The 13276-nt window shown below is 75.2% G+C and carries 10 protein-coding genes; 5 read left to right on the top strand and 5 right to left on the bottom strand.

Annotation, left to right across the window (positions count from 1 at the left end; genetic code table 11):
- The first annotated feature begins 96 nt into the window (after window positions 1–96).
- Entirely contained in the window at window positions 97–2379 is a 2283-nt protein-coding gene (locus ABD332_RS49945) for a hypothetical protein (RefSeq protein ID WP_344512392.1), read from the top strand.
- A gap of 14 nt (window positions 2380–2393) precedes the next feature.
- Here ABD332_RS49945 and ABD332_RS49940 read toward each other — a convergent pair whose 3' ends face one another.
- Window positions 2394–2939 (bottom strand): DoxX family protein, encoded by a 546-nt coding sequence (locus ABD332_RS49940; RefSeq protein WP_344512390.1) that lies wholly within the window; start codon window positions 2937–2939, stop codon window positions 2394–2396.
- Between the two features lie 193 nt (window positions 2940–3132).
- On the opposite strand from ABD332_RS49940, the gene ABD332_RS49935 reads away from it, so the two are divergent.
- Window positions 3133–6432 carry a hypothetical protein gene (locus ABD332_RS49935; RefSeq protein WP_344512388.1) on the top strand — a complete coding sequence of 1100 codons (3300 nt, stop codon included), beginning with the start codon at window positions 3133–3135 and terminating at the stop codon, window positions 6430–6432.
- Between the two features lie 76 nt (window positions 6433–6508).
- Window positions 6509–7726 carry a glycosyltransferase gene (locus tag ABD332_RS49930; protein ID WP_344512386.1) on the top strand — a complete coding sequence of 406 codons (1218 nt, stop codon included), beginning with the start codon at window positions 6509–6511 and terminating at the stop codon, window positions 7724–7726.
- On the opposite strand, the gene ABD332_RS49925 is transcribed toward ABD332_RS49930, so the two are convergent.
- The 4 genes from ABD332_RS49925 to ABD332_RS49910 are packed head-to-tail and all read right to left on the bottom strand — an operon-like array spanning window position 7669 to window position 11292.
- Entirely contained in the window at window positions 7669–8880 is a 1212-nt protein-coding gene (locus ABD332_RS49925) for an ABC transporter permease (RefSeq protein ID WP_344512384.1), read from the bottom strand. The genes ABD332_RS49930 and ABD332_RS49925 overlap by 58 nt on opposite strands.
- Complete coding sequence (locus ABD332_RS49920) at window positions 8877–9608, bottom strand: ABC transporter ATP-binding protein (protein ID WP_425552414.1); 732 nt, start codon at window positions 9606–9608, stop codon at window positions 8877–8879. The genes ABD332_RS49925 and ABD332_RS49920 overlap by 4 nt, the downstream gene beginning before the upstream one ends.
- Window positions 9605–10618: a peptidoglycan-binding protein gene (locus ABD332_RS49915; RefSeq protein ID WP_344512382.1), complete on the bottom strand. Its 1014-nt coding sequence runs from the start codon at window positions 10616–10618 to the stop codon at window positions 9605–9607. The genes ABD332_RS49920 and ABD332_RS49915 overlap by 4 nt, the downstream gene beginning before the upstream one ends.
- A gap of 59 nt (window positions 10619–10677) precedes the next feature.
- Complete coding sequence (locus ABD332_RS49910) at window positions 10678–11292, bottom strand: hypothetical protein (protein ID WP_344512380.1); 615 nt, start codon at window positions 11290–11292, stop codon at window positions 10678–10680.
- Between the two features lie 128 nt (window positions 11293–11420).
- Between ABD332_RS49910 and ABD332_RS49905 the strand changes: the two genes are divergently transcribed.
- On the top strand, window positions 11421–12077 hold the full coding sequence (locus tag ABD332_RS49905) for a response regulator transcription factor (RefSeq protein ID WP_344512378.1): 657 nt from the start codon (window positions 11421–11423) through the stop codon (window positions 12075–12077).
- A 14-nt stretch (window positions 12078–12091) separates the two neighbouring features.
- A complete protein-coding gene (locus ABD332_RS49900) occupies window positions 12092–13243 on the top strand; it encodes a sensor histidine kinase (protein ID WP_344512443.1) in 1152 nt (383 codons plus the stop codon).
- Window positions 13244–13276 lie beyond the last annotated feature (33 nt).

Here is a 13276-nt window from a genome sequence, read left to right as displayed (position 1 = left end):
GCTCAGCAGGCCGAGCACGACGGTGGTGTCCAGTCCGACGAACAGTCGCCCGGCCCGGTGCGGACGGCTGTCTGGAGGTCCGGATGGTTACCGGCGGTGCTAGTGGCGGTCGCCACGGTCGGAGTGCTGTGGTTCTACGACGTGTCACCGGCGACGACCGGGATCTTCGCGGCGTACATCGCGATCGGGATCACGCTGCCGGGGACGCTGTTGTGGCGGCTGGTGCATCGGGGGGCGCGGGCGCTGCCGGAGGACCTGGCGGCCGGGACGGCCATCGGGTACGCGATCGAGGTGCTCGCCTACATCCCGGCCCGCGCCCTGGGGGTGCCACTGGCGGCGCAGCTGGTGCCGCTGGCGGTCATCGTGGCGTTCGCGGGTGTGCCGAGGCTGCGGCGGTACTGGCGCGGCGCCGGCCCGGCCGCGCGGACGCCGCTGGCCTGGTCGTGGGCGATGGCGGTGCTGGCGCTCGTCATGCTGGCGTGGGCGGCCAACTACTACCGGTTCGTCGGCATGAAGTGGCCCAGCTACGGCATGACCGACATCGACCTGCCGTTCCACCTGGCGCTCACCGGCGAGATCAAGCACCACATGGACCTCGTGACGCCGTGGGTGACCAGTGAGGGCGTCTTCTACCACTGGTTCGTCTACGCGGACTTCGCCTCGACGAGCTGGGCGACCGGGATCGAGCCGTGGGTGCTGCTCAACAGGCTGTCCCTGCTGCCGATGGTCATGGCGTACGTGTTGCTGATCGCCGCGTTCGGGCGCCGGGTGACCGGGTCGTGGCTGGGCGGGGCACTCGCCTCCCTGGCCGCGTTCCTCGTCCTGTCTCCCGACCCGTACGGCTGGCAGCTGAACGGGTTCTACCAGACCTACGCGTTCAACCCCATGGACGACGGGTCCAACCTCAAGCTGTTCCTGTGGACCAGCCCGACCCAGACGTTCGGCAGCCTGCTGTTCGTGCCGCTGATGCTGCTGCTGGTCGACCTGCTGCGGGAGCACGGCGGGGACCGGCGGCGGTGGGTGCTGTTCGCGCTGCTGCCCGGGGCGATCATGGGCGCGAAGGCGACGTTCCTGCCGACGCTGCTGTGCGGGCTGCTGCTGGTCGTCTGCGCACAGCTGGTGTTCCGGCGGCGGCTCAACCGGGTGGCGCTCGCCGCGCTCGTCATCGTCGGAGCCTGGATGGCGTTCGCGAACCTGGTGCTCTTCGGCGGGGAGAGCCAGGGGCTGGACATCGTGCCGCTCGGCGGGATGCGGCACAACCCGGCCGGCGGCACCACCGGCTTCGTGGCCGACCCGAAGATGTACCGCCTGGTGATCCTGCTCGCCCTGACCGTGCTGTGCTGGGTCTGCATGTGGGCCGGCGCCGCCGGGCTGCGCCGCCGGCTGTTCGACGCCGAGGTGCTGCTCATGGCCGGGCTCGGGATCGTCGGCATGGCGGCGCTGATGCTGTTCGCGCACTCCGGCGGGTCGGCCGAGGGCTTCTTCCTGATGGGCGCGCGGCCGTACCTGGCGACCCTGGCCGTCTGGGGGCTGCTGCTGCTCGCGCCGGCGCTGACCTGGCACACCGCCCGCCCGCTGCTGGTGGCCTTCGGCGCCGGCGTGCTCGTGATCTTCGCGATCCGCGCCGTCGACGGCACTCACCTGCCGAAGTTCAGCCCCACGTACCGCACGGTCCAGCTGGCCGCGAAGCTCACGTACCCGTACGCCATCCTGGCGCTGGTCATCGTCGTCGCGGCGGTCCTGGCCTGGCGGTACCGGTCCCGGCTCGGCGGCGTCAGGCCGGCGGCGCTGGTCGTGACCCTCATGCTCGGCTTCACCCTGCCGACCGTGGCCAGCCAGATCGCCAACGTGTACCCCACCGCCCAGAAGGACGGCTGGAAGAACGCCGCGAAGCTCTGGCCGATCGTCACCGAGGGCACCCTCGACGCCGGCCGCTGGCTGCGCGCCAACTCCTCCTCCGACGACCTGGTGGCCACCAACGCGCACTGCGTGTACCTCACCCCTGAAGACGGTTGCGACCGGAGGCACTTCGGCATCGCCGCGTACAGCGAGCGCCGCGTCCTCGTCGAGTCGTGGGCCTACACGGCCGAGGCGCACAGCCAGGAGCGCACGCAAGGCGTGATGCAGCAGTACTCCATGTACTGGCACCCGCAGATCATCATCGACAACGACGCCGCCTTCACCGCGCCGTCCGCGGAGACCGTCGGCAAGCTGCGCGACCAGTACGGCGTGCGGTGGCTGTGGGTCGAGGACGTCTCCAACTGGTACTACGTGGACAAGCCGCCGTACCCCGAGGAGGTCAACGTCTCACCGGACCTCGGCAAGTTCGCCCAGCTGCGGTACCGCGCCGGACACGTGGCCGTCTACGAGATCAAGTAGTCCGGGGAGCGGTCTCAGAACTGGGCGTGGGTCATCGTGTACCAGGTGGGCACGAAGGTCGTCAGGGCCAGCAGGACCAGCACGGCCAGCGACGTCAGCGCGCGCCGGGTCGTGAGGCGGGCGGGCTCGGTGGGGCGCATGGTGGACCGGCCGGCGGCGACGAAGGCGGCCACCCCACCGAGCACGACGGTGGCCGGGACCAGCGCGTACTCGCCGCGGACGAGATGGAAGCCGGCGGCCAGGACCATGGTGAGCGCGAGCCCGGCGGCGGCGAGCGGGACCAGCCGCGGCCTGACCCTGGTGATCGCCGGCAGGATCAGGCCGATGCCGCCGAGCACCTCGGCGACCCCGATGAAGACGATGAGCGGCTGCGGCACCGCGGCGTACCAGGCCACGGCCCGGGGCGCCGCGGCGTAGAGGGTGTCGTCGGCGAGCAGCACCTTGCCGAAGCCGCTGCCGGCGAAGAAGAAGCCCCACAGCACCTGCAGGGTCCACAGCACGCCGTTGAGCGTGAAGCGGATCTTGGCGGCGGGCCGGATCGTGGTGGCGGTCGCGTCCATGGTGTCTCCCTGATGTCGTGGTGCGGGTGTCGCTGACGGGAGACAGCTGACCACCGCGGCGGCCCGCCGCGCGCCGGCCGTGGGACACCGTGGGACACTCGGAACGCGCCCCGCCTGCGGGAACACGGGAGTGTTCCGGCGGCGCCGACCGGGACGCGGCTCAGGACGGGCGGGCGCCGGGCAAGATGTGGGGATGGACGGCGATCATCTGCCCTACCCGGCGCGGCGCGGGCTGCAGGCCGCGCGGGCCCTCGCGGGCGCGGCGGACGGCACGCTCGCCGCGACGCTCGCCGCGCTGCGCGCCGGGGAGCGGCACGAGCGCGAGGTGGCGCTGTTCATGGCGCTCGTCGGGCGGGACCGGCAGGCGGTCCTCGCCGCGCTCACCGACGAGGACCCGCACATCCGCCGCAGCGCCCTGCTCGCCTGGGCCGGGTCGGCCGAGACCGCGCCGGAGCCGGTCGCCCGGGTCGTCACGGACGCGCCCGCCGACACGCGGGTCCGGCTGTACCGGCGGATCCGCGTCCGCGGGCGGACGGACCTCGCCGAGGCGCTCGTCGACCCGGTCCGCGCCCGGTTCGGCGACGCCGAGGCCGCGGCGTTGCTGCCGGCGTGCGGCGAGGCCACGGTCGCCCGGCTGCTGCCGCAGCTGGCCCACGTGCTCGGCGACCGGGCCGCACTGACCCGGCGCCACCCGAGGGCCTGCCTCGACCAGGCGGAGCGGGAGCTGGCGGCGCTGCCGGAGGCCGCCCGCGGACCGTGGTGGGCGCGGCACGGCGCGGGGGTGCTCGCCGCGGCGCCCGCGCTGCCGCACCGGGTGCTGGAGCTGCTGGAGCGCTATGGGCCGCGGGAGTCCCTGCCGTCCCCGTTGCGCGCCTACGGCGTGCTCACCGCCGCCGACCCGCTGCTGGTCCTGGCGCTGCTGACCCGGCCTTCGCGGGCGGCGTGGCTGGCCAGGACGGCGCTGCCGCGGGCGGTGCTGTCGCGGCTGGGCCGGCTGCCGGTGGCGGGGCTGGTGGGGCTGGCGCGCCGCCTGCGGGGGCACGGGCCGGCGTTGGCGCGGCTGCTCGCCGCGGTGCCGCCGCACGACCGGGCGGAGCTCTTCACCCGGGCGATGTCCGATGTGGACCGTTCCCGGTCGCTGCCGGAGGCCGACGTGCACCGGGTGCTGCCGGCCGGGCTGCGGGTGGCGGAGGCGCGCCGGGCGCTCACGCTCGACGCGGTGCGGCAGAGCGAGGCGCTGACCCTGGCCTACACCGCGCACCTGCCGTGGGCGGAGGCGGAGGAGCCGCTGCTCGCCGCGACCCGCCGGGCCCGCGCCGAGGACCGCGTCACCGCCTGGCAGCTGCTGATCCGGTGCGCGGCGCGCGGAAAAGACCCGGCCGCCGTCCTCGCCGCGACGCACCACCTGCTGCGGCTGCGCAACGAACAGGACCCGGTGCGCGCCGCCGCGCTGTGGAGCCTCGCCGACGTGCGGCCGGCGCTGCTGCGGCCCGAGCTGGTCGAGCCCCTCGAGCAGGTCGTCGCGGACGTCGTACAGGCGCGGGACACCTCACCGATGGCGCTCGGCCGGCTCAGCGACCTCGCCGTGCTGGTGCTGCGCGAGCGGTTCGACTCGCCGGTGCTGGTCCGGTGGGCGCTGCACACGTTTCAGCGGCTCCTCGGCGACGACCGGGTGCCGCGCCTCGGCGACCTGCCCCGGCTGCGGCGGGGGCAGGAGACGCAGGCGTTCGAGGCGGTCCGCGGCTGGGTGCGGCTCGGCGCGGAGCGGGCGAAGTTCGAGCCGCTCTTCGCGATCGCCCGCGCCCTCGGCGAACGGGCCTGGCGGCTGCCGGACCTGCAGTCGATGCTGGAGCGCGCCACCCGCCGCGGCAACCTCGCGGGCGTCGCCCGCACCGCCGTCGACCTGTGGCTCGCCGATCCGAGGCACCGCGCCGAGCGGGTCGAGGCGGTGCTGCGCGAGGACCCCTCCGCGATCGCCCTGCCCGCCGCGTGGCGGGCCGTCTGCGCCCGGCGCGGCGACCTGCTCGACGCCGCCCTGACCGGCCCGCCGCCGACCGGCCGGTTCGTGCCCGCCGGGGTCCGCTGGGTGCCGCCGCGCCCGGTGCACCTGCGGCGCTGGCTGCCCCACCAGCACCGGGCATACGTCGAACGCCAGGCCGAGGTGGTGCGGGATGTGGGCGCGACGCCGCAGGCCCGGGCGGCGGCGCTGCGCGACGCGGCCCCGGTCCCCGTGCACGGCGAGGCCCTGGTCCTGGAGTGGGTCGACGCGGGCGACGTGGTCCTGGCGGAGGCGGCCCTGGCGGCGCTCGCCTGGACCGACCGGCCGGCGGCGGCGCTGCCCGTGCTGCTCCGCCACGTCGGTGACGACCGGGCCCGGGTGGTGGTCGCGGCGGCCGGCCGGGTCAGCCGCTTCACGCCGCCGTCGGTGCTGCTGGCGGCGCTCGACCCGGCCCTCGGCAAGGTGACCGCCCGGAAGGAGGCGGTCCGGCTGCTGGCGGCGCGGTCGGTGCCCGGCGCGGCGGACACGCTGTGGCGGCTGTGGCAGGACCCGGGCCTGCACCGCTCCGTCCGGGTCGCGATCGTGGCCGCGGCCCGGCAGCGCGCCGGCGACCCCGCGATGTGGCGGATCCTGCGCGCGGCGGGCGCCGGCCGGGACCGTGACAGCGGCCGCGACGAGCTGGCGGAGCTCCTGGCGGCCAGCCCGTGGGCGGTGCCGGTGCCGCTGCGCGGCGACTACGCGGCGCTGGTGGCCGCGGCGGCCGCCGGACCGGACAAGCACGCGGCGACGTGGGCGTGGGCGATGCTGCCCGATTGGGCGCCGTGGCTGGCTGACGTGACGGGCGCGGCGGTGTCCCGGCTGACCGACCTCGACGACCGGATCGTGTGGCGCCCCGTCGTGCGGGCCCTGGCCGGCCTCGTCGACACCGGCCTCGGCGAGGCGCCGCTCGTCGCCGCCGTGCGGGCCCTGGCGGCGGCCGGCACGGACGCCTCCGACACCGCGCGGCGGCGGGTCGAGGCGATCGTCGACGCGGTCGTCGCGTGGTCCGACCGGGCGGCGCACGACGCGGCGGGGCGGGACGCGACCGGCGCCGCGGGACGGGCACTGTCCACGGTGGACGGGTACGTCCCGGCGGCGGCGGCCCTGCTGGTCGAGGCGGCCGACCTGGCCGACCCGGCGACCGGCTGGCTCGACGGGGTCCGCCGGCTGACCGCGGACCGGCCGGTGCTCGCGGCGCGGCTCGCCGGGCGGGCCGGCAGGCGGCTGGAGCGGCCGGCCGCCGAACCGGGCACGACCCTGGCGATCGCCGCCCGGCTCGCCGCCGGGGACGGGCTCGCCGACGGGCTGTTCGGCCTCGCGTACGCCGCCCGGGGCGGCGACCTGGGCTGGCCGGAGCCGTGGCGCGACGTCGTCGCCACGCTGCGCCGCCACCCGGTCGCGGAGGTGCGGGACGCCGCGCTGGCCCTGTCGACGGACCCGACCGTGGATCAATGAACATCGGCTTTCCAGACGGCGTACACCTCGCGTGAGCCATCCCCGAACCCGGCGGGCGTGCCGCACCATGTCCGGCGTGAGAGTTGCGCACTTCTGCGACAGCCATCCCGGCCGCTCCGACGGCGTGGCCATCTCGGTCGCGACGACCGTGACGCTCCTGCGTGACGCCGGGCACGAGGTCCAGGTGTACCAGCCGGCGCCGCTGCTGCGCGGGCGGGCCGAGCCGTGCGGGGTGCGGTCGGTGCCGGTGCCGCTGCGCAACGTCCGGATCGGGGTGCCGAGGTTCCCGGGGATGCGGCGGGTGCCGGAGGTCGTGCACATCCACACGCAGGGCCCGGTCGGCGTCGGCGGCCTGCGGTACGCGCGGGCCCACGACATCCCGGTCGTCATGACCTGGCACACGGACCTGCTCGCCTACTCGGCGCACTTCATGGAGATCCAGCTCGGCGCCGCCCACGCCGCGCAGCGCCTGCAGGTCGGCTGGACCGTCCGCGACTACCTGAAGCTGACCCGGCCCGGCACCGAGCGGCGGGCCCAGCTGGTGCGGGTCGGCCAGGAGTTCCTGGACCGCACCGCGATCCTCATCGCGCCGTCGGAGAAGACGGCGGCGAGCCTCGCCGAGTTCGAGCGCGTCCCTCCGGTGTGGACGGTACCGACGTCGGTGACGCTGCCGGACTGCCCGCTGAGCCGCGACGACCTGCGGCGGTCGCTGCGGCTGCCGGCGGACGCCCCGGTGGTCCTCGCCGTCGGGCGGGCCACCAAGGAGAAGGACCCGCAGCTGCTGCTCGAGGCGTTCGCGCGGCTGCTGCGGCGGCTGCCGGACGCGCGGCTGGTGATGCTCGGCGTGCTCCAGCGGCGGCAGGCGGTGCTGCGGCAGGCGCGGCAGGCCGGGGTGGCGCACGCGCTGCGGCTGGTCCGGCCGGTGCCGCACGCGAGCATGGCCGCCTACTACCGGATGGCCGACGTCCTGGCGTTCGCGTCCACCACCGACACGCAGGGCCTGGTGCTCATCGAGGCGGAGGCGCAGGGCCTGCCGGTCGTCCTCGCGGACGCGGCGCTCGCCGGCACGCACCGGCTGAGCACCGCGCCCGACGCCGACTCGTTCGCCGCCGCGCTCGTGCGGGTCCTGACGGATCCGTCGCTGCACCGCGAGGTGGCCGAGGCCGGCCGGGCCGCCGCCGGGGCGTACTCGACCCAGAACTACCTCGACCACCTGCTGCGTGCGTACAGCGCGGCTCAGGGTGTCGCGAGAGCCTCCGTCGGGGCGAGCCTGGCGGCGCGCACCGCCGGGTAGAGGCCCGCGATCGCGCCGATCACCAGCGTCGCGACGACCCCGCCGGCGGTCGCCCACGGCGGCACGACCGCCGGCCACGACCTCGTGAGGGCGTAGACGCCGGTGACTGTGACCCCGAGGAACACCCCGCCGACCCCGCCGAGCGCCGACAGCAGCAGCGACTCGGCGAGGAACTGCAGCAGGACCTGCCCGCGGGTGGCGCCGAGCGCCCGCCGAAGGCCGATCTCGGCGCGCCGCTCCAGGACCGAGATGACCATCGTGTTGGCCACCCCGACGCCGCCGACGAGCAGCGCGACCGCGCCGAGGCCGAGCAGCAGCCCGGTGAACGTCTTGTCCGTCGCCTGCCGGGCGGCGAGCGCGTCGGACGGCCGGGACACCTTGACCTCGTTGGGCTTCTGCGGGTTCGCGGTCGCGGCCAGCACCGACCGGACCGCCTCCACCTGCTCGTCGCGGGACCGCGTGTAGACGGTCGTCGGGTGCCCGTCGAAGCCGAGGTAGGTCTGCGCCGCAGCCCAGCCGACGAGCGCGGCCGCGTCGAGCTCCGGCGCCAGCGGCACCGGCCGCAGCACCCCGACCACGGTGAACCACCGCCGGTCCAGGTACACCTGGACGCCCTCGCCGGCCGTGTCGATGCCGAGCCGCCGGGCGGCCGCCGCACCGAGGACGACCGCCGGGTAGCGGGCCGTGGCGTCGTTGAGCCAGACACCGCCGGCGAGCGACGCGCCGACGGTGCGCGGCAGGTCCAGGTGCGCCGCCTGGACGCTGATCGCGCCGGTCTGCGCGGCCGGGATGTGGTCGCTGCGGTACACGTGCGCGCCGGACACCTTGCCGGTCGCGGCGACCTCGGTGACCGGGCCGATCCGCGAGATCATCGGCACCGACTCGTCGGGCAGGGTCGCCTCGCCGCCGAACAGGTCGTTGCCGGGGGCGACGGTCAGCAGGTTGGTGCCGAGCGCGTCGAGCTGCCGGTCGAGCTCCGCCCGGCTGGACGAGGAGATGCCGACGACGGCGGTCATCGCGGCGATGCCGATCGCGATGCCCAGCGCGGACAGGAACACCCGCATCGGCCTGGTCCGCAGCCCGGCGCTGCCGACCCGCAGCACGTCGCTGAGGAACAGCCGGGCGGGGCGCAGCGGCGCGGTCGCGCTCGTCATGCGACCACTCCCCCGGTCGGCGCGACCACCTGACCGTCGCGCATGACGACCTGGCGCGGCAGCGCCGCCGCGATCGCCTGGTCGTGGGTGATGACCAGGACGGTGGTGCCGGCGGCGTGCAGCTCGCGCAGCAGCTCGACCACGCCGGCCCCCGACGTGGAGTCGAGGTTGCCGGTCGGCTCGTCGGCCAGCAGCAGTGCCGGCTCGCCGACGACGGCGCGGGCGATCGCGACCCGCTGCCGCTCGCCGCCGGACAGCTCGTGCGGCAGGTGGTCGAGGCGGTCCGCGAGGCCGACCCTGACGAGGGCCGCCTCCGCCCTGGCCCGCCGCTGGGCCCGCGACGGCCCCGCGTAGAGCAGGCCGTCGGCGACGTTGTCGAGCGCGCTCTGGCCGGGCGCGAGGTGGAACTGCTGGAAGACGAACCCGATCCGGTGGGCCCGCAGCGCCGACAGCTGCCGGTCGGTGAGCGCGGAGACGTCGTGCCCGTCGATGCGCACCGTGCCGGACGACGGGCGGTCCAGCGTGCCGATGAGGTGCAGCATGGTCGACTTGCCGGAGCCCGAAGGCCCGACGATCGCGACCATCTCCCCCGACTCGACGGTCAACGAAACCTCCCGCACCGCGGTGACGCCGCCGGGGTACGACTTGCTGACCCGCTCCAGCGCGACCACCTCGGCCGGTCCGGCCGCGACGGCGTCCCCCGCCGACAGGTCGATCATGGCGGTCATGACGGCACCCCGACCTGCATGCCCTCGGTGAGCCCGCCGCCGCTGACCTCGACCCGCCCCGCGGCGAACATGCCGAGCTCGACGGCGACGACGCGGCCGGCGCCCTGCTCGACGATCTGCAGCCCGTAGCCGCCCTCGGCGAGCGCGAGCAGCGCCGAGACCGGCACCGTGAGCACGTTCTCCTTGCGCGAGGCGGTGAACACGACCTCGACGGTGATCTGGTCGAGCCCGGCGAACGCGGCGCCGTCGTCGGGTGTCACGGTCACCTCCAGGTTCGTCTCCGCCGGGTTGTTGCCCTGCGCGGGCGTGATGACCGTGACGACCTTCACGACCTTGCCGGGCACCGTCTTGCCGGTCGGCAGCTTGACGGTGACGGCGGTCCCCACGGCCGCGAGCCGCTGCTCGGAGACCTCCAGGGAGACGGTGACGACCGGCCCGGTGCCGGTGCAGGTGAGCAGCGCCCCGCCGGCGGGGTCGCCGAGGGCCGCCTTGTGCTCCTCGACGCGGACCGCGCCGACCGCGTAGACGACCCGGCCGAGCTCGACCACGCCGGTCTTCGTCAGCCCGAGCTTGCCCTGCCACGCCTTGACCGCGGTCGCCGTCGACGCGGTGTACTCGTCGTCGACGGTGAACCCCTTGTAGCCGAGCGCGGCGAGGTTCTCCTCGAACTGGCGGACGTCGGCGCCCTCCGTGCCGGGTGCCAGGTTCCGGTAGGCGGGCAGGCCGCCGTACAGGAGCACGACCGGCGTGTCGTCCACCTTGTACAGCGGCTGTCCACGCTGGACGGTCGCGCCGACGGCCGGCAGCTCGGTCAGCGTGCCGCTGAGCCGCCCCGACACGGTCGCCGAGGTGCCGTGGCCGAGCTTGCCGTCCTCGGTCTGGGTGTCGACGAGCGTCTGCCGGGTGACCTTCGTGGTCTTCGGCGGCGCCGCCGCGGCCTGGGTGCTCGCGTCGCTGTCCCGGTCCGGCAGCCCCAGCCCGGCCGCCGCGGCGGCTCCGACGGCCGCCACCGCCACGACCGTCACCGCGACGCGCCCCGCCCTGCTCCTCTTCCTCCGGCGATCGACGCTCATGCGCCGCCGCCGGTCTCGGTCTTCTGGTTGGTGGCGGGGCCGCCGTCGCCGGGGCGCTTCGGGCCGAACTGCTGGCACGCCTGGTCGGCCTTCTTGAAGGCCTCGCTGCCGGGGTCGAGGTTGCTGCCCTGGCCGCCCTCGATGCGGATGCCGCCGTCCTCGCTCGGGTCCGGGAACTCCGGCACGCCGTTCTCCCGCATGCACTGCGAGTACTTGCGCATCCGCTCCTGCATCTCCGGGTCGGCCTTCATCGGCTGGCCGCCGTTGGGCATGTACTGCTTGCACTCGGCGTTCGCGGCGTCGACCTTCGCCTTGTCGGCACCCTGCGGGAGCATCATGCTGACCCCGCCGCCCTCGAACTGCGGGTCCGGCATGTCGATGCCGTGTTCACGCATGCACTGGGCGTACTTGAGCATGTTCTCCTGGTCCTTGGCCGGGTCCCGGGGCTGGTTCCCCGACCCGGCGCTCGCGCTCGCGGTCGGCGTGCCGCCGGCGCTCGCCACCCCGTTGTCGCCGCCGCCGGTCTTGCCGCACCCGGAGACGGCGAGGCCGGCGACGAGCAGCAGGCCGAGCAACAGACCCCGCGCCGGGGCTGTCCTGACGCGCATCATGGTGTTCCTCCTGAGAGGGGCCGGGCCTTCGCCGGCCGCTGCGCCGAAGTCAAGCGGGGAGCGCGTCACCCGGCCGTAACCGCGAACGTTGACGCCGGCGTGACGTCACCACGCGTCACCATGGAGGCATGCGCATTCTGGTGGTCGAGGACGAGCCGCTACTGGCCGAGACGGTCGCGCAGGGGCTGCGGCGCGACGCGCACGCGGTCGACGTGGTCCACGACGGCGGCGCCGCCCTGGAGCGGCTCGACGTCAACGACTACGACGTCGTGGTCCTCGACCGGGACCTGCCGGTCGTCCACGGCGACGACGTGTGCCGGTCCCTGGCGGCCCGCGACGGCGCGGCCCGCGTGCTGATGCTGACCGCCGCCGCCGACATCGACGACCGGGTCGCCGGCCTCGCCATCGGCGCCGACGACTACCTGCCGAAGCCGTTCGCGTTCCGGGAGCTGTCGGCGCGGGTCGCCGCGCTCGGACGGCGGGCGCGGGCGGCGGCCCCGCCGGTCCTGGAGCGCGCCGGGATCCGGCTCGACCCGCACCGCCGGGAGGTGTTCCGCGACGGCCGGTACGTGCCGCTGTCCCGCAAGGAGTTCGCGGTCCTCGCCGAGCTGCTGCGCGCCGACGGCGCCGCGGTCTCCGCCGAGCAGCTGCTGGAGAAGGCGTGGGACGAGCACGCCGACCCGTTCACGCACACGGTGCGGATGACGATCCTCAAGCTGCGGCGCAAGCTCGGCGACCCACCGGTCGTCCACACCGAGCCCGGCGTCGGCTACCGGGTGGCGTGATGACCACCAGACTGATGAACAGGCTGACGATCCGGGCGCGGCTCACGCTGGTGTACGGAGGGCTGTTCCTCCTCGCCGGGCTGCTGCTGCTCGGGGTCACGTACGTCCTGCTGTACCAGCGGCTCAGCGGCAACGCGATCATCAGCGGGACCGTCAGCGGGCTGCCCCCGGGTGTCGCCGCGCCGCCGCCGGACGGGCAGCTGTTCGTCCGGCAGATCAGGGACGACATCACCACCGACACCCGGCAGACGCTGATCGTCCAGGGCGGCATCGCGCTCGCCGTCATCGCGGCCGCGGCGACCGCGTTCGGCTGGCTGATCGCCGGGCGGCTGCTCCAGCCGCTGCACCAGGTGACCGCCACCGCCCGCCGGATCGCCAACGCCCCCGACCGCGGGCTGCACGAGCGGATCGCGCTGCCCGGCCCGCACGACGAGGTCAAGGAGCTCGCCGACACGTTCGACCTGATGCTGGCCCGGCTCGACCACGCGTTCGACGGGCAGCGGCGGTTCATCGCCAACGCGTCCCACGAGCTGCGGACCCCGCTGACGCTCAACCGGACGCTCCTGGAGGTCGCGGTCGACCCCGAGGACGCCTCCCCGGAGCTGCGGCAGCTCGGCAGGACGCTGCTGGCCGTCAACGCCCGGCACGAGCAGCTCATCGACGGGCTGCTGCTGCTCGCCAGGTCGGAGCGGGAGGTGACCGACCGGTCGTTCGTCGACCTCGCCGACATCGTCGAGCACGTCACGGCTCAACTGCCGCCGGGCAAGGCGGCCGTGGACAGCGCGCCGCAGGAGGCCCCGACGACCGGCAACGCCGTGCTGCTCGAACGGCTCGTCCACAACCTGGTCGAGAACGGGGTCCGGCACAACCTGCCCGACGGCGGCTGGGTCCACGTCAGCTGCGGCACCCGCCCCGACGGGACCGTCGCGCTGACCGTCAGCAACACGGGTCCGGTCGTGCCACGGTACGAGATCCCGCGCCTCTTCGAACCGTTCCGGCGGCTCGGGCCCGAGCGGGTCGCGGCCGGCGTGCCCGGCGCCGGGCTCGGCCTGTCGATCGTCGGTGCCGTCGCCCGCGCCCACGGCGGGCGGGTGCGGGCCGAGCCGCGCGACGGCGGCGGGCTGGTCGTCACGGTGATCTTGCCCATCGCACCGCCGGATTCCTGACATAACGGGTTGCCACCGTCCGGCAGACTCGGA

The sequence above is a fragment of the Dactylosporangium maewongense genome (assembly GCF_039531485.1).
Classification (GTDB): domain Bacteria; phylum Actinomycetota; class Actinomycetes; order Mycobacteriales; family Micromonosporaceae; genus Dactylosporangium; species Dactylosporangium maewongense.
Note: the sequence above shows the minus strand (reverse complement) of the source record. Positions and strands in the feature narration are given on the sequence as shown.